Here is an 18,473-nt window from a genome sequence, read left to right as displayed (position 1 = left end):
CTGATATGCGTCGTATTACCGTCCTGGGTGCCACCGGCTCGATCGGGGACAGCACGCTTGATGTCATCAGGCGCCATCCCGAGCGCTATGCCGTGCATGCGCTGACGGCGCACCGGCAAGTGGACAAGCTGGCGGCCCTGTGCCGCGAGTTCCGCCCGGCGCAGGCCGTGATGGGTACGGCCGAGGCCGCGGGCGAGCTGCAGGCGCTGCTGCGCGCCGGCGGCATCAAGACCGAGGTCGGCCATGGCGAGGCCGCGCTGGAAGCGGTCGCCACCGATGCCGCGGTGGACGCGGTGATGGCCGCCATCGTCGGCGCCGCGGGCCTGCGCCCGTCGCTGGCCGCCGCGCGCGCCGGCAAGCGCGTGCTGCTCGCCAACAAGGAAGCGCTGGTGATGTCCGGGCGCATCTTCATGGATGCCGTGCGCGAGCACGGCGCCACGCTGCTGCCGATCGACAGCGAGCACAACGCCATCTTCCAGTGCCTGCCGACGGACGACCCGCGCTACCGCGCGGGCGTGTCCAAGGTGGTGCTGACCGCCTCGGGCGGGCCGTTCCGCACGCGCGACCCGGCCACGCTGCACGATATCTCGCCGGACGAGGCCTGCGCCCACCCCAACTGGGTGATGGGCCGCAAGATCTCGGTCGACTCCGCCACCATGATGAACAAGGGGCTGGAAGTCATCGAGGCGCACTGGCTGTTCGCCGCCCCGGCCGAGCGCATCGAGGTGCTGATCCACCCGCAGAGCATCGTGCATTCGATGGTGTCGTATGCCGACGGCTCGGTGCTGGCCCAGCTCGGCAACCCCGACATGCGCACGCCGATCGCCTACGGGATGGCCTATCCCGAGCGCATCGACTCGGGCGTGGCGCCGCTGAACCTGGCCACCGCCGGCGCGCTCACCTTCGAAATCCCCGACCTCGCGCGCTTCCCGTGCCTGGGGCTGGCGTTCGACGCGCTGCGCGCGGGCGGGCTGGCGCCGGCGGTGCTGAACGCCGCCAACGAGGTCGCGGTCGAGGCCTTCCTGCAGGGCCAGATCCGCTTTACCGATATCGCGCGCGTCGTCGCGGGCGTGCTCGAGCGCGCGCCGGGCGGCAATGCCAACACGCTGGAAGCCGTGCTGGGCGCGGACCAGGACGCACGCCGCCGCGCGGCCGGGCTGCTGGAAAACCGGGGCTCGTGCTGAGTTTGGCGGGAGCGCCGGCGGGATCGGCGACAATAGGGGTGCGCCGGCCGTTGCCGGCCGCTGCCGGCCGCCGCCGGACAGCGGGATGCCGGGCCACGGGCCCGGCGTATGCTTTATGCCTTCGGGGCCTGCGCCCCTGACGACAAGCTGCCTGCCATGCAAACCGTAATCGCCTTTGTCGTTGCCCTGTGCATCCTGATCTATTTCCATGAAATGGGTCACTACCTGGCCGCGCGCCTGTGCGGCGTCAAGGTGCTGCGCTTCTCGATCGGCTTCGGCCGGCCGCTGCTGCGCTGGGTTTCCAGGGGCCGCGACCGCACCGAGTGGACCATCGCCGCGATTCCGCTTGGCGGCTACGTCAAGATGCTCGACGAGCGCGAGTGCGAACCGGGGCAGGACCCGGCCATCGATCCCGCCGACCTGCCGCGCGCCTTCAACCGCCAGCCGGTAGGCAAGCGCTTCATCATCGTGGCGGCCGGCCCGCTGGCCAATTTCGCGCTGGCGGTGGTGCTGTATTTCGTGCTGTTCGCCGGCGGCATGCGCGAGCCGGCGCCGGTCGTGGCCGCGCCGCCGGCCGGCACGGCGGCGGCCCAGGCGGGGCTGCGCGAGGGCGACCGCATCCTGTCGCTGCGGGCCAACGGCGAGACCGAGCCGGTGCGCTCCTGGAACGACCTGCGCATGGCGGTGTTCGCCCAGGGCTTCGGCGACGCCAGCGCGGTGCTGCGCGTGCGCGCGCCCGGCGGCGCCGAGCGCGACGTCAGCCTGGCGCGGCTGCCCAATACCGGCGGCAAGCCCGAGGAAGACCCGCTGGCCATCCTGGGCCTGGCGCTCAAGGGCGGCCCGGTCACGATCACCGAAGTGCTGCCGGATTCCGCCGCGCAGCGCGCCGGCCTGCGCAAGGACGACCGCGTGGTGGCCTGGCAGGGCAGCCCGCTGACCCAGGCCGGCGAGCTGATCCGCGGCGTGCGGGCCCGGCCCGGCGCCGAGGTGGTGCTCGGCATCGAGCGCGGCGGCCAGCGCCTCGACGTGCCGGTGAAACTGGATACGGTGCCCGCTCCGGATGGCGCCAGCGCGGCGGCCGCGGCCACCGGCAAGCTCGGCGCGGCGCTGAGCCAGGCCGTGGAAATGGAGACCGTGCGCTACCAGCCGGTGGAGGCGATCGGCCGCGCGGTGGGGCAGGTCTGGAGCACCAGCGCGCTGTCGCTCAAGCTGCTCGGCAAGATGCTGGTGGGGCAGGCTTCGCTGCAGAACCTGAGCGGTCCGCTGACCGTGGCGGACTATGCGGGACGCGCCGCCCACCTCGGCTGGCAGCCCTTCATCGGCTTCCTGGCGCTGGTCAGCGTCAGCCTCGGTGTGTTGAATTTGTTACCCATTCCGGTATTGGATGGGGGGCATTTGCTGTATTATTGCGTTGAATTTTTGACTGGCAGGCCCGTACCAGACCACTGGCAGGCTGTGCTGCAGAAGGTCGGCATCGCCTGCGTCTTGCTCCTGACTTCGCTCGCCTTGTTCAACGACGTCAGCCGGCTGTTTCTTGCGCGCGGCTAGACGTACGTTGCCGGCGGCGGTCCGCGGGTGTCACCGACACCGCGCCCCGCATGCCGACAAGGCGCGGCCCCGTGAAGCATCGGAGCGCAATCCTGCATGGAATCAAAGAGGGGATCAAGATTGATCAGACATAAGCGCATCTCGCTGAGCGTGCTGGCGAGTGCCATCATCGCGGCCTGGACCCCAGTCAGTTGGGCCGCGGAGCCGTTCGTCGTCAAGGATATCCGTGTCGAGGGTCTGCAGCGGGTCGAGCCGGGCACGGTGTTCGGCTACCTGCCGGTCAAGGTCGGCGAGACCTTCAGCGACGACAAGGGCGCGGAAGCGATTCGCGCGCTCTACAACACCGGCTTCTTCAAGGACGTCCAGATCCGTTCCGAAGACGGCGTGCTGGTGGTCCAGGTCGAGGAGCGCCCGGCCATTTCCCAGCTCGAGTTCGTCGGCATCAAGGAATTCGACAAGGACACCCTGCGCCGCTCGCTGCGCGCGGTCGGCGTGGCCGAAGCCCGGTACTACGACAAGGCACTGATCGACAAGGCCGAGCAGGAGCTCAAGCGCCAGTACGTGGCGCGCGGCTACTACGCGGCCGACGTCCAGACCACGATCACCCCGGTCGACCGCAATCGCGTGTCGGTGGTGTTCAACGTGGACGAAGGCCCGGTCGCCAAGATCCGCCAGATCAATATCGTCGGCAACAAGGCTTTCAAGGAAAGCACGCTGCGCGACGAGATGCAGCTGTCGACGCCGAACTGGCTGTCCTGGTACACCAAGAACGACCTCTATTCCAAGCAGAAGCTCACCGCCGACCTGGAAGCGCTGCGCTCGTACTACCTGAACCGCGGCTACCTCGAGTTCGCCATCGAGTCCACCCAGGTCTCGATCACGCCGGACAAGAAGGACATCTTCCTGACGCTGAACATCAAGGAAGGCGACCAGTACAAGGTGTCCGATGTGCGCCTGGCCGGCGAGCTGCTCGGCAAGCAGGCCGAGATGGAAAAGCTGCTGCAGCTCAAGAAGGGCGAGATCTTCTCGTCCGAGAAGCTGACCCAGAGCACCAAGGCCATCACCGACCTGCTGGGCACCTACGGCTACGCCTTCACCACCATCAACCCACAGCCGGCGATCGACAAGGAAAAGCGCGAAGTCGCGCTGACGCTGCTGGTCGATCCGGGCCGCCGCGTCTACGTGCGCCGCGTCAACGTGGTGGGCAACAGCAAGACCCGCGACGAAGTGGTGCGCCGCGAGATGCGCCAGATGGAAAGCTCGTGGTTCGACAGCGAGAAGCTGACGCAATCGCAGGCCCGCATCAACCGCACCGGCTACTTCACCGACACCAACATCACCACCGAGGACGTGCCCGGCGCGCCCGACCAGGTGGACGTGAACGTCAACGTGACCGAGAAGCCGACCGGCCAGATCAGCCTGGGCCTGGGCTTCTCCTCGACCGACAAGCTGGTGTTGCAGGCCGGCCTGCGCCAGGACAACGTGTTCGGTTCCGGCACCAGCCTGGGCCTGGACGTAAACACCGCCAAGTCCTTCCGCACCATCTCGCTGACGCAGTACGACCCGTATTTCACGGTGGACGGCATCAGCCGCTCGACCGACGTGTTCTACCGTACGTCCCGCCCGCTGTACTACACCGGCGACCAGGACTACAAGATCGTGTCGATGGGCGGCGGCTTCAAGTTCGGCGTGCCGTTCTCGGAAACCGACACCGTGTTCTTCGGCATCGGCTACGAGCGCTCGCAGGTGTACACCTCGCAGAACACGCCGAGCCAGTACACGGCGTGGCTGCAGAAGGTGGGCAAGAGCAGCGGCGACCCGATCAACAACTTCCCGTTCACGATCGGCTGGGCACGCGACCGCCGCGACAGCGCGCTGGTCCCGACCAAGGGCCCCTACACGCAGGCCAACCTCGAAGTGGGCGTGCCGGGAGGCGATACGCAGTACTACCGCGCCAGCGTCCAGCAGCAGTACTTCTATCCGCTGTCGAAGGCCTTCACGCTGGCCTTCAACGGCGAAGTCGCCTACGGCCACGGCTACGGCGCCACGCCGTTCCCGGTGTTCAAGAATTTCTACGCCGGCGGTATCGGCTCGGTGCGCGGCTACCAGACCAGCACGCTGGGCAAGAAGGACCAGAACGGCAACCCGGTGGGCGGCGCGTCCAAGATGATCGGCAACGTCGAGTTCATCTTCCCGCTGCCGGGCTCGGGCGTGGACCGCACGCTGCGCCTGTTTACCTTCTTCGACTTCGGTAACGTGTACGAGGAAGGCGCGCCGCTGCTGTTCAGCGAACTCAAGTATTCGACGGGCCTGGGCATGTCCTGGCTGTCGCCGATCGGTCCGCTCAAGGTCAGCGTGGGCTTCCCGCTGAAGAAGTCGCCGGACGACCAGGTACAGCGCTTCCAGTTCCAGATCGGTACTGCGTTCTGACAGCGGCCAGGCCCGAAAAGACAGAAGAAACCGACAAGACAGGATAGAGAGAGCCAAGAGGATTGAGGATCCGATTCATGAAAACAACATTCCCACTGATCAAGAGCCTGGCCGCCGCGGCGCTGGCGGCCGGCGCGCTGCTGGCCGCGGCCCCGGCCATGGCGCAGGAAGCCCGCATCGCGGCCGTCAATTCCGAGCGCATCCTGCGTGACTCGGTGCCCGCCAAGCAGGCCCAGGTCAAGCTGGAGCAGGAATTCTCCAAGCGCGACCGCGACCTGCAGGACATGGCGCAGAAGATCAAGGGCATCGCCGACAAGCTCGACAAGGACACCGCCGTGCTGGCCGACGCCGACCGCCAGCGCCGCCAGCGCGAGGTGGCCGACCTCGACCGCGAATTCCAGCGCAAGCAGCGTGAATTCCGCGAAGACCTGAACCAGCGCCGCAACGAGGAGCTGGCCCAGGTGCTCGAGCGCGCCAATCGCGTGATCCGCCAGCTTGCCGAGCAGCGCAAGTACGACCTGATCGTGCAGGAAGCGGTCTACGTCAATCCTCGCATCGACATTACCGACGATGTGATGAAGGCGCTCAACGGCGCCGCCGCCAGCAAGTAAGCTGGCTGTCCGCTTTACCGCCGCTCCAGGAAGTACTGCCATGCAAACACCCACACTGGGTCAGCTCGCCACCGATACCGGCGCGCAGGTTGTGGGTGATCCCGACCTGGCCGTGCACGGTCTCGCGCCGCTCGACCAGGCTGGTCCCGGCCAGCTCTCGTTCCTCTCCAATCCGCTCTACCTGCCGCAGGCGCTGGCGTCGCAGGCCGGCGCCGTGATCGTCTCGGCGGCCGACCTCGAGCGCATCCGCGCCGAAGGGCAGGCCGGCGGCCGCAACTGGCTGGTGGCGCGCAATCCCTACGTGTGCTTTGCCCGCATCGCGCAGGGCTTCGAGCGCCGCGCCAACACCGACCATCGCACCGGCATCGACCCGCGCGCCAGCGTGGCGGCCGACGCCGTGGTGCCGCCGTCGTGCTTCATCGGCCCCAATGTGGTGATCGAGAGCGGGGCGCGGCTGGGCGAGCGCGTGCGCATCCTGGCCAACGGCTTCGTCGGCGCCGGCGCGCAGATCGGCGACGACACGCTGATCTACGCCAATGTCTCGGTCTACCACCAGTGCGTGGTCGGCATGCGCTGCATACTGCACAGCGGCGTGGTGCTCGGTGCGGACGGCTTTGGCTTCGCTCCCGACATCGGCCCGGCCGGCGTCGAGTACGTCAAGATCCCCCAGACCGGCCGCGCCGTGCTGGGCAACGACGTGGAGGTCGGCGCCAATACCGCGATCGACCGCGGCGCCATGGCCGACACCGTCATCGAGGACGGCTGCAAGCTCGACAACCAGGTCCAGATCGCCCATAACGTACGGGTGGGCGCGCATACTGTGATCGCGGGCTGCGCGGCCATCGCGGGCAGCACCAAGGTGGGCCGTTTCTGCGTGATCGGGGGTTCGGCCAATTTTGCCGGCCACCTGAATATCGCGGACCGCACCACGGTGTCCGGCGGCACTTCGATCACCAAATCCATTACCAAGCCCGGCGGCCATTTCACCAGCGTGTTCCCGTTCCTGCCGCATGGCGACTGGGAGCGCAACGCGGCCATCGTGCGCGGGCTCACCAGGCTGCGCGAACGCGTGGTGCAGCTCGAGAAGCGCCTGCGTGGCCAGGCCGGCAACCCTATCCAGCATACCGAAGAGAAATCATCATGACCGCAGCCGACATCGATATCCAGAAGATCCTCAAGCTGCTGCCGCACCGCTACCCGATCCTGCTGGTGGACCGCGTGCTCGAGCTCGAGCCGCAGAAGCGCATCAAGACGCTCAAGAACGTTTCGATCAACGAACCCTATTTCCAGGGGCATTTCCCGGGGCATCCCGTGATGCCGGGCGTGATGATCCTGGAGGCGCTGGCGCAGTCGGCCGGCCTGCTGACCTTCGGCGCCGAGATGGAGCGCAAGGAAGGCTCGCTGTACTACTTCGTCGGCATCGACGGCGCCCGCTTCAAGCAGGTGGTGACGCCGGGCGACCAGCTGCACATGAACGTGTCGGTCGAACGCTATATCCGCGGCATCTGGAAGTTCAAGGCATTCGCCACCGTGGACGACAAGGTGGCTTGCGAAGCCGAGCTGATGTGTACCGTCAAGCAGGCCGAGTGATCGCGGCACGGTGAGGCGGGGGACGCCGGCGCCGGCCGGCCTCGGGCGCGCGCCGCGCTCCATGCTCTGCGCTTCCATCCGGGCCCGGGCGATACCGGCACCCTGCATTGACCGTTCCTTCTCTTCCACCCAGACCATAGGACAGGACGCATGACGCAAATCCATCCCAGCGCACTGGTCGACCCCAAGGCCGAGCTCGCCGCCGACGTGACCGTCGGGCCGTTCTCGATCATTGGTCCCAACGTGCGTCTAGGCAGCGGCACCCAGGTGGGCGCGCATACCACCGTCGAAGGCCACACCACCGTGGGCGCGGACAACCGCATCGGCCCGTACGCCTCGGTCGGCGGCATGCCGCAGGACATGAAGTACCGCAACGAGCCGACCCGGCTCGTGATCGGCGACCGCAACACCATCCGCGAATTCACCACCATCCACACCGGCACGGTGCAGGACCAGGGCGTGACCAGCATCGGCGACGACAACTGGATCATGGCCTATGTGCATATCGCGCACGACTGCCGCGTGGGCAACCACACGGTGTTCTCCAGCAACGCGCAGATCGCCGGTCACGTGCAGGTGGGCGACTGGGCCATCCTCGGCGGCATGAGCGGCGTGCACCAGTTCGTGCGCATCGGCGCGCACGCCATGCTGGGCGGCGCCTCGGCGCTGGTGCAGGACCTGCCGCCGTTCGTGATCGCCGCTGGCGACAAGGGCGGCAACAAGGCCACGCCGCACGGCATCAACGTCGAAGGCATGCGCCGCCGCGGTTTCGACGCCGCGCAGATCGCCGCGCTGCGCCAGGCCTACAAGGTGCTCTACAAGTCGGACCTGAGCTTCGAGGCCGCGCGCGCCGAGATCGCGCAACTGATCGCCCAGGCCGACGGCAGCGCCAGCGCGCCGCTGCAGGGCTTCCTGGACTTCATTGCCGCCACCCAGCGCGGCATTGTGCGCTGAAGCCGCTCAACGCCATGGTCGACGGTGTCCTGCCGGCCCCGGACGGCGCGCCGCGAGCAGCGGGCGCGGCGGACGCAGACAAGCGCGGCACCATCGCCATGGTGGCCGGCGAGAATTCCGGCGACCTGCTTGCCTCGCTGCTGATGGGCGGCCTCAAGGCGCGCCTGGGCGACACCGTGCGCTACACCGGCATCGGCGGCCCGCGCATGATGGCGCAGGGATTCGCGTCGCAGTGGCCGATGGAAACGCTGTCGGTCAACGGCTACGTGGAAGTGCTGGGCTCGCTGCGCGAGATCCTGGCCACGCGCCGCGCCATCCGTGAATCGCTGCTGGCGCAGCCGCCGCTGTGCTTCATCGGCGTCGACGCGCCCGACTTCAACTTCGGGCTGGAGGTGCCGCTGCGCCGCGCCGGCATTCCCGTGGTGCACTTTGTCAGCCCCTCGATCTGGGCCTGGCGCGGCGGGCGCATCCGCACCATCGCGCGCGCGGTGGACCATATCCTGTGCCTGTTCCCGTTCGAGCCCGAGATCTACGCCCGGGCCGGCATCCCCGCGACCTACGTGGGCCATCCGCTGGCCGACGTGATCCCGCTGGTGCCGGATGTGGAGGGCGCGCGCGCCAGGCTCGGCCTGCCCGCCGGGTGCCGCGTGGTGGCGGTGCTGCCGGGCAGCCGGCAGTCCGAGGTGCGCAACCTCGGTCCCACCTTCTTCGGCGCCATGGCGCGCATGCACGGCATGGACGGCAACCTGGCCTTCGTGCTGCCGGCCGCCAGCGCGGCGCTGCGCGAGATCGTGGAGAACCTGCACCGGCAGTATCCGCAGATCCCGCTGACCATCGTCGACGGGCAGTCGCACCTGGCCATGGAGGCCGCCGACGTGATCCTGCTGGCCAGCGGCACGGCCACGCTGGAGGCGGCGCTGTACAAGAAGCCGATGGTGATCTCGTACAAGGTGCCCTGGCTGACCGCGCAGATCATGAAGCGGCAGGGCTACCTGCCGTACGTGGGCCTGCCCAACATCCTGTCGGGGCGCTTCGTGGTGCCCGAGCTGCTGCAGGACGACGCCACGCCCGAGGCGCTGGCGCGCGAGACGCTGCTGCAGCTCAACGACGAAGGCAACACCGCGTTCCTGCGCGAACATTTCACCCAGATGCACCAGACCCTCAAGCGCAATACCGCCGAGATCGCCTCGGCCGTGGTCGCGGACCTGATCCGCCAGCGGAGGGACGTGTAATGGCGCGCAGAAAGGCTAGCCCGGGCGATTCGCCGCAGCTCGGCCTGGAGCTGAGCGCCAGCGCGGCCCGGGCGCGCCGCCTGTGCGGCGTGGACGAGGCGGGCAGGGGACCGCTGGCCGGTCCCGTCTATGCCGCGGCGGTGGTGCTCGACCCGGCCCGGCCCATCAAGGGCCTGGCCGACTCCAAGGTGCTCACGGCGCGCCGCCGCGAGGCGCTGTTCGAGGAAATCCGCGAGCGCGCGCTGGGCTGGCATATCGCCTTCGCCACGGTGGAGGAGATCGACACCATCAATATCCTGCATGCCACCATGCTGGCCATGCAGCGCGCGGTGCACGGCCTGGCCGACGCCGGCCTGGAGCCGGACCTGGTGCAGGTGGACGGCAACCGCTGCCCGCAGGTGCGCTTCGCGGTGGAGGCCATCGTCAAGGGCGATGCCCTGGTGCAGGCGATTTCCGCCGCGTCGATCCTGGCCAAGGTGGCGCGCGACCGCGAGTTGCTGGAACTGCATGGGTCGTACCCGCAGTACGGCTTCGACGCGCACGCCGGCTACGGCACGCCGCAGCACCTGGCCGCGCTGGCCGAGTTCGGCGCCACGCCGCACCACCGGCGCTCGTTCGCGCCCGTGCGCGAGGCGATCGCGCTGGGACGCATCGCGCCGGCCCCGGCGTCGGTCCCGGCATCGGCTCCTGTGCCGGCTCCTGCATCGGCATGGGACGCCTCCGTGGAGCAGGCATCGTGAAGCACGTCACCTCGCGCGAGAACGCGCTGTTCAAGCACCTGAAGGCGCTGACCACCTCGACGCACGCGCGCCGCAAGGCCGGGCAATCGGTGCTGGACGGCGTGCACCTGGCGCAGGCTTACCTGGCCGCGCTGGGCCAGCCGGTGCAATGCGTGGTGTCGGAGCGGCATTACGATCACGCCGAGGTGGCGCCGCTGCTGGCGCAGATCGCCTCCGAGCGCGTGGTGCTGCTGGCCGACGCGCTGTTCGAGCAGGTCGCCGGCGTGGTCAACGGCATCGACCTGATGCTGGTGATCGCGACGCCGTCCGGCCACCTGCCGTCGCGCATCGACACCGACTGCATCATCCTCGACGGCGTGCAGGATGCCGGCAACGTCGGCTCCATCCTGCGCAGCGCCGCCGCGGCCGGCATCGGCCATGCGTTCCTGGTCACCGGCACTGCCTTCGCATGGTCCACCAAGACCCTGCGCGCGGCGATGGGCGCCAATTTCCACCTGAACATCGTCGAGCACTGCACCTTCGACATGCTGGCGCCGCGCCTGGCGGTGCCGCTGCTGGCCACCTCTTCGCATGCGCAGGCGGACGTGTTCGACACCGACCTGCGCATGCCGGTCGGCTGGGTGGTGGGCAACGAAGGCAGCGGCGTGAGCCGGGAATGGATGGCGCGGGTCGACCGCACCGTGGGCATCCCGCAGCCCGGCGGGCTGGAATCGCTCAACGTGGCGGCGGCCACGGCGATCTGCCTGTTCGAGGCGGTGCGGCAGCGGCGCGCGGGCTGACGGGCGCCGCCGCGCACTTCAATAATTGCTGTCGCGCTCCACCTTGATCTCCTGCAGGATCGTGGTGGCGATCTCTTCGATCGACTTGTGGGTGGAAGACAGCCACTTGATGCCTTCGCGGCGCATCATCGCCTCGGCTTCGTTGACCTCGTAGCGGCAGTTTTCCAGCGCGGCGTACTTGCTGCCGGGGCGGCGCTCGTTGCGGATCTCGGCCAGCCGCTGCGGGTTGATCGACAGGCCGAAGATCTTCGACTTGAACTGGTACAAGGCGGTCGGTAGCTTGCCGCGCTCGAAGTCGTCGGGGATCAGCGGGTAGTTGGCCGCCTTCAGCCCGTACTGCATCGCCAGGTAGAGGCTGGTCGGGGTCTTGCCGCTGCGCGACACGCCCACCAGGATCACGTCGGCCTCGGCCAGGTTCTTGTGCGACTGGCCGTCGTCGTGGGCGAGCGAGAAATTGATCGCCTCGATGCGGTTCTGGTAGGCCTCGGTGTCCGCGTTCTGGTGGAAGCGGCCGATGGCGTGGGTGGACTTGAGCCCGAGCTCCTTCTCCAGCGGCTCGATGAAGGTCTGGAACATGTCCAGGATCATGGCCTTGGCGCGCCGGATCGCCTTGTTCGACTCCTGGTTGACCAGGGTGGTGAAGACGATGGGCGGCACGCCCTCGGCGTAGAAGGCCTCGTTGATCTTGCCGACCGCGATATGTGCCTTTTCCGGGGTGTCCACGAACGGCATGCGCACCTTGCGGAAGCGCATCTCGAACTGGGCCAGGATGGAGTGGCTGAAGGTCTCCGCGGTGATGCCGGTGCCGTCCGAGACGATGAAAACCGTGCGGATGGCGGGGCGCTCCTCCTTGCGCGGTTCCTGGGGGTGCTGCGGCTCAAGGGGCGCGGCGGGAGCGGCGGGCTGGGACATGTATGGACAATTTTTTTGAAACCGTGCGCCGCGAAAGTGCGGTGCGGCACGGTAGAATAGCGGCGATCTTTTCGCTAAGCAATTCCGCCAGCGCTGTCGGGACAACGATCCGGCCCCGGATTGTCGACAATGTGCGCTGCAGCAATCACGGTCGAACTCCGGTCCCCACCAGCGTGGGAATGCGCGGGACTGTTTAGCCAAGCGATCCGTCCGGTAGCAGAACTCCAACAAGATTCCGGGCGTCGGCAACAAGTTTCTTACTTTGTTTTTGAGGCTTTTATGAACAACCCGGCAATTGACGGCGCCTATGTGCTGCCGTTCGAGCAGTTGCGCAAGGAAGATGTGGAAACCGTGGGGGGCAAGAACTCGTCGCTCGGCGAGATGATTTCCCAGCTGGCCGAGGCCGGCGTGCGCGTTCCCGGCGGCTTTGCGACCACCTCGCTCGCGTTCCGCGACTTCCTCGTCCACAACAACCTGACCCAGCGCATCTCCGACCGCCTCAAGGCCCTCGACGTCGACGACGTCAAGGCCCTGGCCGAAGCCGGCGCCGAGATCCGCGACTGGGTCGTCAAGGCCCCGTTCCAGCCCCGCCTCGAACAGGAAATCCGCGAGTTCTACGCCCGCGCGGAAGCGCGCGAAGGCGCCGAGGCGTCGTTCGCGGTCCGTTCGTCGGCCACCGCCGAAGACCTGCCCGACGCGTCGTTCGCCGGCCAGCAGGAGTCCTACCTCAACGTCAGCGGCATCGACGACGTGCTGGACAAGATCCGCCACGTGTTCGCCTCGCTGTACAACGACCGCGCCATCTCCTACCGCGTGCACAAGGGCTTTGCCCATGACGTGGTGGCGCTGTCGGCCGGCGTGCAGCGCATGGTGCGCTCGGACGTGGGCGCATCGGGCGTGATGTTCACCATCGACACCGAATCCGGCTTCCAGGAAGTGGTCTTCATCACCTCCAGCTACGGCCTGGGCGAGACGGTGGTGCAGGGCGCGGTCAACCCGGACGAGTTCTACGTCTTCAAGCCCACGCTGCAGGCGGGCAAGTACCCGATCATCCGCCGTTCGATCGGCTCCAAGCTGATCAAGATGGAATTCACCGCGCCGGGCGAAGCCGGCCGCGTGAAGACCGTGGACGTGCCCATCGAACTGCGCAACCGCTACTCGATCACCGACGCCGACGTGGCCGAGCTGGCCAAGTACGCGGTCATCATCGAGAAGCACTACGGCCGCCCGATGGACATCGAGTGGGGCAAGGACGGCCGCGACGGCAAGATCTACATCCTGCAGGCGCGCCCGGAGACCGTGAAGAGCCAGTCCGCCGGCAAGGCCGAGCAGCGCTTCAAGCTCAAGGGCACCGCCCCCGTGCTGACCAGCGGCCGCGCGATCGGCCAGAAGATCGGCACCGGCCGCGTGCGCGTGATCAACGACCCGGCCGAGATGGAGCGCGTGCAGCCCGGCGACGTGCTGGTCGCCGACATGACCGATCCCAACTGGGAACCGGTGATGAAGCGCGCCGCCGCCATCGTCACCAACCGCGGCGGCCGCACCTGCCACGCGGCCATCATCGCGCGCGAGCTGGGCGTGCCGGCCGTGGTCGGCTGCGGCGATGCCACCGACGTGCTCAAGGACGGCACGCTGGTGACGGTGTCGTGCGCCGAGGGCGACGAAGGCCGCATCTACGACGGCCTGCTGGAGACCGAGGTCACCGAAGTGCAGCGCGGCGAAATGCCGGAGATCGACGTCAAGATCATGATGAACGTCGGCAACCCGCAACTGGCCTTCGACTTCTGCCAGATCCCGAACCAGGGCGTGGGCCTGGCCCGCCTCGAGTTCATCATCAACAACAACATCGGCGTCCACCCCAAGGCCATCCTCGACTATCCGCAGGTCGACGCGGACCTGAAGAAGGCCGTGGAAAGCGTGGCCCGCGGCCATGCCAGCCCGCGCGCGTTCTACGTGGACAAGCTGGCCGAAGGCATCGCCACCATCGGCGCCGCGTTCTACCCGAAGCCCGTGATCGTGCGCCTGTCGGACTTCAAGTCCAACGAGTACAAGAAGCTGATCGGCGGTTCGCGCTACGAGCCGGACGAAGAAAACCCGATGCTGGGCTTCCGCGGCGCCTCGCGCTACATCTCCGACGACTTCGCCGAAGCGTTCGAGATGGAATGCAAGGCCATGAAGCGCGTGCGCGACGACATGGGCCTGACCAACGTCGAGATCATGGTGCCGTTCGTGCGCACGCTCGGCCAGGCCGAGAAGGTGATCGATCTGCTGGCCAGGCACGGCCTGAAGCGCGGCGAGAACGGCCTGCGCATCATCATGATGTGCGAAGTGCCGTCCAACGCCATCCTGGCCGAGGAATTCCTGCAGTTCTTCGACGGCTTCTCGATCGGCTCGAACGACCTGACCCAGCTCACGCTGGGCCTGGATCGCGACTCCGGCATGGAGCTGCTGGCCAAGGACTTCGACGAGCGCGACCCGGCCGTCAAGTTCATGCTGTCGCGCGCGATCTCCACCGCGCTGCGCCTGGACAAGTACGTCGGCATCTGCGGCCAGGGCCCTTCGGACCACCCGGATTTCGCCGCGTGGCTGGCCAAGGAAGGCATCAAATCGATCTCGCTGAACCCCGATTCGGTGATCGATACCTGGAAGCAACTGGCTTCCTGAGGCATTTGAAGTCACAATAGCGGTACACCGGCCCTGCGCCAGGTGTTCCGAACCCCCGCAGGCGCCCTGGCGCTGCGGGGGTTTTTCGTTTTTGGGCCTGCCGGCCCGCGCGCCGGCATCCGGCAGGCAAAGAAGGGAGGACGAGATGGCGCCGTACTACATCTGGTTTGCGCTGGCCGCGGTGCTGGTGATCGCGGAACTGGGGCTCGGCACCTTGTACCTGCTGATGGTGGCGCTGGGTGCCGTGTGCGGCGGCCTGGGCGCGCTGGCCGGGCTGGGTCCGGCCAGCCAGACCGTGCTTGCCGCGCTGGTGGGCCTGGCGGGCTTCCTGGTGCTGCGGCGTTCCCGCTACGGCCGCACGCGGCGCGACGCCGCCGAGCGCGATCCCAACGTCAACCCGGATATCGGCCAGGAGCTGGAAGTGCCGGCCTGGGAGGCGGGCGGCCGTGCGCGGGTGCGCTACCGCGGCACCGAGTGGGACGTCGAGCTGCAGGCCGGCGGCGGCGCGGCGCCCGGGCGCTTCCGCATCGTCGAGGTGCGCGGCAACACGCTGTTCGTCAGCCCGCGCTAGCTGGCGGCTGCGCCGTATTTCGCCTTGTTTTGTCTTTCCGGTTTTTTCAACCCCGTCATGGAGGTCTCATGTTCGAATTCTTCGGCAGCCTGCTGCCCCTGCTGGTCCTGGTCGCGGTGATCGTGCTGGTGGCGCAGAGCTTCAAGATCGTGCCGCAGCAGCATGCCTGGGTGCTGGAGCGCCTGGGCAAGTACCGCGCGACGCTCACGCCGGGGCTCACCGTGGTGCTGCCTTTCATCGACCGGGTGGCCTACAAGCACGTGCTGAAGGAAATCCCGCTCGACGTGCCCAGCCAGGTCTGCATCACGCGCGACAACACGCAGCTGCAGGTGGACGGCGTGCTGTACTTCCAGGTCACCGACCCGATGAAGGCGTCCTACGGCTCGAGCAATTTCGTGGTGGCCATCACCCAGCTCTCGCAGACCACGCTGCGCTCGGTGATCGGCAAGCTGGAACTCGACAAGACCTTCGAGGAGCGCGACTACATCAACCACAGCGTGGTCAACGCGCTGGACGAAGCCGCCGCGAGCTGGGGCGTGAAGGTGCTGCGCTACGAGATCAAGGACCTCACGCCGCCCAAGGAGATCCTGCACGCCATGCAGGCGCAGATCACCGCCGAGCGGGAGAAGCGCGCGCTGATCGCGGCTTCCGAGGGCAAGCGCCAGGAGCAGATCAACCTGGCCACAGGCGCGCGCGAGGCGGCCATCCAGAAGTCGGAGGGCGACCGCCAGGCCGCGATCAACCGCGCGCAGGGCGAGGCCTCGGCGATCCTGGCGGTGGCGGAAGCCAATGCGCAGGCCATCGAGAAGATCGGGCGGGCCATCCGCACCGAAGGCGGCATGGAGGCGGTCAACCTGAAAGTGGCCGAGGAATACGTGGGCGCCTTCGGCAACCTGGCCAAGCAGGGCAATACGTTGATCGTGCCGGGCAACCTCGGCGACATGAGCAGCATGGTGGCCGCGGCGCTGCAGATCGTGAAGGCGCAGAAGGCGTAGATGCGCGGGAAAGGGCGCCCTGGGGCGCCCTGGGGGGCGCCCCAGGGCGCGCCGACCGCCGCGAAGGCCGCGAAGGACCGTGCAAGGGCGGCCTATTCCTTGGTCGCGCCCTTCATGATGCGGGACTTCTCGCGCTGCCAGTCACGGTTCTTTTCGGTCTCGCGCTTGTCGAACTGCTTCTTGCCCTTGGCCAGGCCGATCTCGCATTTGACGCGGCCGCGCGTGTAGTGCAGATTCAGTGGCACGATGGTGAAGCCGCGCTGCTCCACCTTGCCGATCAGCCGCTTGATTTCTTCCGCCTTGAGCAGCAGCTTGCGGGTGCGCACCGCGTCCGGGTTGATGTGGGTGGAAGCGCTCTGCAGGGGGCTGATGTGGGCGCCGATCAGGAACAGCTCGGCGTCGCGCACGACCACGTAGCCTTCCTTGATCTGCACGCGCCCGGCGCGGATCGCCTTGACTTCCCAGCCCTCGAGCACGATCCCGGCCTCGTATCGCTCTTCGATGAAGTAGTCGAAGAAGGCTTTCTTGTTGTCTGCGATGGTCATGCGGTCCGGGTAAAGGAAATAGCGGTAAGAAAAAACAAAAAACCAGGATAACGAAGGGAGGAGGCGGGCCGGCAAGCCGCGCCGCAGGCAGCCCGGGAGGCTGCCATGCGCCTCATGGGCGCGGCCGGGATGCCGCCGGGCCGTGCGTGGGCTAAAATTGCGATTCTAGCAAACCGGCCGCCCCCGGTGGATCCCGCAGTGCATCATGCCGCAGGCGGGATTTGCGCAGGACTCGTCCGCTTTCCGATATTCCCGATTCTCGATACATGGCAGACGTCCATAAATCCGTGCTGCTCGGCTACTCCGCCGAGCAGATGTACAACCTGGTCACGCAAGTCGAGGACTATCCCAAGTTCCTCCCCTGGTGCGGTGGCGTGGAGGTGTTCGAGCAGACCGAGACCATGCTCGACGCCAAGATCCACATCCACTTCAACGGCATCAAGCAGTATTTCCACACCCGCAACACCCAGGAGCCGCCCACCCGCATCGATATGGTGTTCGAGGACGGTCCCTTCAAGGCCTTCAGCGGATCCTGGCGCTTCACGCCGCTGCGCGAGGACGCCTGCAAGATCGAATTCCACCTCCACTACGAGTTTTCCAGCTTCCTGCTGGAAAAGATCATCGGCCCGGTGTTCAGCATGATCGCCAACACGTTCGTCGACGCCTTCGTCAAGCGCGCCGAGGTGGTCTATGGCAGCCGCTGATCCCGCGGCCGCCGATGCCGCGGCGGGCACGGTGCGTGTCCAGGTGTGCTACGCGCGGCCGGACGGCGCCTTCCTGAAGGAAATCGCGGTGGCGCCGGGCACGACCATCGTCGGCGCGATCGGCGCGTCCGGGCTGCTGCAGGCCTGCCCGGAAGTGGATCCGGCGACCCTGCGCGTGGGCATCTTCAGCAAGCTCAAGACGCCCGATACCGTGGTGCGCGAGGGCGACCGCATCGAGGTCTACCGCCCGCTGGTGGCGGATCCCAAGTCGGCGCGCAGCAAGCGCGTGCAGAAGACCCGCCGCGGCGGCACCCGCGAAGGCCAGAAATGGCTGCGCGGCGGCGGCTGACGCGACGGCGCGCACGCCGGCCCGCTCAGGCGCAATTCGCGGCGAGGCTCTCGTTGGTGCGCTGCAGCTCCGCCTGGCGCTGGTCGTCGTCCAGGTGCTGGGGCGACCCGTCCGGCGCGGAGACCGCGATGCGGCGGTTCTGCTGCAGGGCGGTGGCGTAGTTGCGCATGCCGGCGCAGCGCGCCTGGCGCTCCTGCGCGGCCTTGTCCCTGGCAGCCTGATCGGCCTCGGCCTTGAGCGCGTCGGCGCGGCGTTTCTGGAAGGCCTGTTCCGCGCTCGCGGTGGCATCCGGCCTGGCTTCCGCTTTTGCCTCCGCCCTGGCTCCCGCGTTGGCTTCCACCGGGGCCGCGGACGGCATGTCTGCCGGGCTGGCGGCCGCCGCCGGCGCGGCCGCGTCGACGGGCCGCAGCATGCTGGCAAAGCGCCCCGGCGCCTTGATCACGCTGGCGGCCGGCACCGTGGGGGGCGGCGGGGTGTCGCTGAACACGCTGCGCCCCGCGGCATCGCGCCACTGCCATTGCGCCTGGGCGACGGCGCAGTGGCAGAGGCCAGCCAGGGCGGCAAGCGTGAGCGTCGCGCTCAGGCGCGCGGTCGGTCGCGCAAACATGGATTTCATTGGCTTGGGTCGGGATGACGGCCTGCAGGGGCAGCGGGAAGCCGCGGCC

At 67.8% G+C, this 18,473-nt stretch carries 18 protein-coding genes; 15 read left to right on the top strand and 3 right to left on the bottom strand.

Translation table 11 applies throughout. The features are described 5' to 3' along the window. Positions 1-5: 5 nt before the first annotated feature. The 10 genes from ispC (at position 6) to ACKI2N_RS10450 (ending at position 11,068) form a co-directional block, all read left to right on the top strand. Positions 6-1,184 (top strand): 1-deoxy-D-xylulose-5-phosphate reductoisomerase, encoded by a 1,179-nt coding sequence (gene ispC / locus ACKI2N_RS10495; protein ID WP_420998023.1) that lies wholly within the window; start codon positions 6-8, stop codon positions 1,182-1,184. 156 nt (positions 1,185-1,340) lie between these two features. Continuing rightward, positions 1,341-2,732, top strand: coding sequence for an RIP metalloprotease RseP (gene rseP / locus ACKI2N_RS10490; protein ID WP_420998022.1), 1,392 nt, complete (start codon positions 1,341-1,343; stop codon positions 2,730-2,732). 96 nt (positions 2,733-2,828) lie between these two features. Then, entirely contained in the window at positions 2,829-5,162 is a 2,334-nt protein-coding gene (gene bamA, locus ACKI2N_RS10485; RefSeq protein ID WP_420998021.1) for an outer membrane protein assembly factor BamA, read from the top strand. 77 nt (positions 5,163-5,239) lie between these two features. Continuing rightward, on the top strand, positions 5,240-5,773 hold the full coding sequence (locus ACKI2N_RS10480; RefSeq protein WP_420998020.1) for an OmpH family outer membrane protein: 534 nt from the start codon (positions 5,240-5,242) through the stop codon (positions 5,771-5,773). A gap of 40 nt (positions 5,774-5,813) precedes the next feature. Next, positions 5,814-6,917 carry a UDP-3-O-(3-hydroxymyristoyl)glucosamine N-acyltransferase gene (lpxD, locus tag ACKI2N_RS10475; RefSeq protein WP_420998019.1) on the top strand — a complete coding sequence of 368 codons (1,104 nt, stop codon included), beginning with the start codon at positions 5,814-5,816 and terminating at the stop codon, positions 6,915-6,917. Next, the gene (fabZ, locus tag ACKI2N_RS10470; RefSeq protein ID WP_420998018.1) at positions 6,914-7,363 is read left to right on the top strand and encodes a 3-hydroxyacyl-ACP dehydratase FabZ; all 450 of its coding nucleotides are present in this window, start codon (positions 6,914-6,916) and stop codon (positions 7,361-7,363) included. Before lpxD ends, fabZ begins: the two co-directional genes overlap by 4 nt. 150 nt (positions 7,364-7,513) lie before the next feature. Next, positions 7,514-8,317, top strand: a complete 804-nt coding sequence (gene lpxA / locus ACKI2N_RS10465; protein ID WP_420998017.1) for an acyl-ACP--UDP-N-acetylglucosamine O-acyltransferase — start codon at positions 7,514-7,516, stop codon at positions 8,315-8,317. A 14-nt stretch (positions 8,318-8,331) separates the two neighbouring features. Then, positions 8,332-9,549, top strand: a complete 1,218-nt coding sequence (gene lpxB / locus ACKI2N_RS10460) for a lipid-A-disaccharide synthase (RefSeq protein WP_420998016.1) — start codon at positions 8,332-8,334, stop codon at positions 9,547-9,549. Then, the gene (rnhB, locus tag ACKI2N_RS10455; RefSeq protein ID WP_420998015.1) at positions 9,549-10,289 is read left to right on the top strand and encodes a ribonuclease HII; all 741 of its coding nucleotides are present in this window, start codon (positions 9,549-9,551) and stop codon (positions 10,287-10,289) included. Before lpxB ends, rnhB begins: the two co-directional genes overlap by 1 nt. Then, positions 10,286-11,068, top strand: a complete 783-nt coding sequence (locus ACKI2N_RS10450; protein WP_420998014.1) for a TrmH family RNA methyltransferase — start codon at positions 10,286-10,288, stop codon at positions 11,066-11,068. The genes rnhB and ACKI2N_RS10450 overlap by 4 nt, the downstream gene beginning before the upstream one ends. 18 nt (positions 11,069-11,086) lie before the next feature. On the opposite strand, the gene ppsR is transcribed toward ACKI2N_RS10450, so the two are convergent. Further along, entirely contained in the window at positions 11,087-11,980 is an 894-nt protein-coding gene (ppsR, locus tag ACKI2N_RS10445) for a posphoenolpyruvate synthetase regulatory kinase/phosphorylase PpsR (protein WP_420998013.1), read from the bottom strand. Positions 11,981-12,259: 279 nt separating this feature from the next. Between ppsR and ppsA the strand changes: the two genes are divergently transcribed. The 3 genes from ppsA (at position 12,260) to ACKI2N_RS10430 (ending at position 16,210) form a co-directional block, all read left to right on the top strand. Then, on the top strand, positions 12,260-14,644 hold the full coding sequence (gene ppsA / locus ACKI2N_RS10440) for a phosphoenolpyruvate synthase (protein WP_420998012.1): 2,385 nt from the start codon (positions 12,260-12,262) through the stop codon (positions 14,642-14,644). A 145-nt stretch (positions 14,645-14,789) separates the two neighbouring features. Continuing rightward, positions 14,790-15,215: an NfeD family protein gene (locus ACKI2N_RS10435; RefSeq protein ID WP_420998011.1), complete on the top strand. Its 426-nt coding sequence runs from the start codon at positions 14,790-14,792 to the stop codon at positions 15,213-15,215. Positions 15,216-15,283: 68 nt separating this feature from the next. Next, complete coding sequence (locus ACKI2N_RS10430) at positions 15,284-16,210, top strand: SPFH domain-containing protein (protein ID WP_420998010.1); 927 nt, start codon at positions 15,284-15,286, stop codon at positions 16,208-16,210. Positions 16,211-16,302: 92 nt separating this feature from the next. Here the strand turns inward: ACKI2N_RS10430 and smpB are convergent, their stop codons facing one another. Continuing rightward, positions 16,303-16,755 (bottom strand): SsrA-binding protein SmpB, encoded by a 453-nt coding sequence (smpB, locus tag ACKI2N_RS10425; protein ID WP_420998009.1) that lies wholly within the window; start codon positions 16,753-16,755, stop codon positions 16,303-16,305. Positions 16,756-17,021: 266 nt separating this feature from the next. Here smpB and ACKI2N_RS10420 point away from each other — a divergent pair, with 266 nt between their 5' ends. Both ACKI2N_RS10420 and ACKI2N_RS10415 read left to right on the top strand, forming a co-directional pair. Beyond that, positions 17,022-17,459 (top strand): type II toxin-antitoxin system RatA family toxin, encoded by a 438-nt coding sequence (locus tag ACKI2N_RS10420; protein ID WP_420998008.1) that lies wholly within the window; start codon positions 17,022-17,024, stop codon positions 17,457-17,459. Next, positions 17,446-17,808, top strand: coding sequence for an RnfH family protein (locus ACKI2N_RS10415; protein ID WP_420998007.1), 363 nt, complete (start codon positions 17,446-17,448; stop codon positions 17,806-17,808). The genes ACKI2N_RS10420 and ACKI2N_RS10415 overlap by 14 nt, the downstream gene beginning before the upstream one ends. 25 nt (positions 17,809-17,833) lie before the next feature. Here ACKI2N_RS10415 and ACKI2N_RS10410 read toward each other — a convergent pair whose 3' ends face one another. After that, a complete protein-coding gene (locus tag ACKI2N_RS10410; RefSeq protein WP_420998006.1) occupies positions 17,834-18,415 on the bottom strand; it encodes a DUF4124 domain-containing protein in 582 nt (193 codons plus the stop codon). Between the last annotated feature and the right edge of the window lie 58 nt (positions 18,416-18,473).

Origin of the sequence: Cupriavidus sp. 30B13 (assembly GCF_049059565.2) — a bacterium.
Classification (GTDB): Bacteria; Pseudomonadota; Gammaproteobacteria; order Burkholderiales; family Burkholderiaceae; genus Cupriavidus.
The sequence above is the reverse complement of the archived record's forward strand: the minus strand, read 5'-3'. Positions and strand labels throughout refer to the sequence as shown.

What these genes read in the sequence shown, in the direction of transcription:
- ispC (WP_420998023.1), top strand. Translation starts at nt 6, where the DNA reads ATGCGTCGTATTACCGTCCTGGGTGCCACCGGCTCGATCGGGGACAGC.
- rseP (WP_420998022.1), top strand. Translation starts at nt 1,341, where the DNA reads ATGCAAACCGTAATCGCCTTTGTCGTTGCCCTGTGCATCCTGATCTAT.
- bamA (WP_420998021.1), top strand. Translation starts at nt 2,829, where the DNA reads ATGGAATCAAAGAGGGGATCAAGATTGATCAGACATAAGCGCATCTCG.
- ACKI2N_RS10480 (WP_420998020.1), top strand. Translation starts at nt 5,240, where the DNA reads ATGAAAACAACATTCCCACTGATCAAGAGCCTGGCCGCCGCGGCGCTG.
- lpxD (WP_420998019.1), top strand. Translation starts at nt 5,814, where the DNA reads ATGCAAACACCCACACTGGGTCAGCTCGCCACCGATACCGGCGCGCAG.
- fabZ (WP_420998018.1), top strand. Translation starts at nt 6,914, where the DNA reads ATGACCGCAGCCGACATCGATATCCAGAAGATCCTCAAGCTGCTGCCG.
- lpxA (WP_420998017.1), top strand. Translation starts at nt 7,514, where the DNA reads ATGACGCAAATCCATCCCAGCGCACTGGTCGACCCCAAGGCCGAGCTC.
- lpxB (WP_420998016.1), top strand. Translation starts at nt 8,332, where the DNA reads ATGGTCGACGGTGTCCTGCCGGCCCCGGACGGCGCGCCGCGAGCAGCG.
- rnhB (WP_420998015.1), top strand. Translation starts at nt 9,549, where the DNA reads ATGGCGCGCAGAAAGGCTAGCCCGGGCGATTCGCCGCAGCTCGGCCTG.
- ppsR (WP_420998013.1), bottom strand. Translation starts at nt 11,980, where the DNA reads ATGTCCCAGCCCGCCGCTCCCGCCGCGCCCCTTGAGCCGCAGCACCCC.
- ppsA (WP_420998012.1), top strand. Translation starts at nt 12,260, where the DNA reads ATGAACAACCCGGCAATTGACGGCGCCTATGTGCTGCCGTTCGAGCAG.
- ACKI2N_RS10435 (WP_420998011.1), top strand. Translation starts at nt 14,790, where the DNA reads ATGGCGCCGTACTACATCTGGTTTGCGCTGGCCGCGGTGCTGGTGATC.
- ACKI2N_RS10430 (WP_420998010.1), top strand. Translation starts at nt 15,284, where the DNA reads ATGTTCGAATTCTTCGGCAGCCTGCTGCCCCTGCTGGTCCTGGTCGCG.
- smpB (WP_420998009.1), bottom strand. Translation starts at nt 16,755, where the DNA reads ATGACCATCGCAGACAACAAGAAAGCCTTCTTCGACTACTTCATCGAA.
- ACKI2N_RS10420 (WP_420998008.1), top strand. Translation starts at nt 17,022, where the DNA reads ATGGCAGACGTCCATAAATCCGTGCTGCTCGGCTACTCCGCCGAGCAG.
- ACKI2N_RS10415 (WP_420998007.1), top strand. Translation starts at nt 17,446, where the DNA reads ATGGCAGCCGCTGATCCCGCGGCCGCCGATGCCGCGGCGGGCACGGTG.
- ACKI2N_RS10410 (WP_420998006.1), bottom strand. Translation starts at nt 18,415, where the DNA reads ATGTTTGCGCGACCGACCGCGCGCCTGAGCGCGACGCTCACGCTTGCC.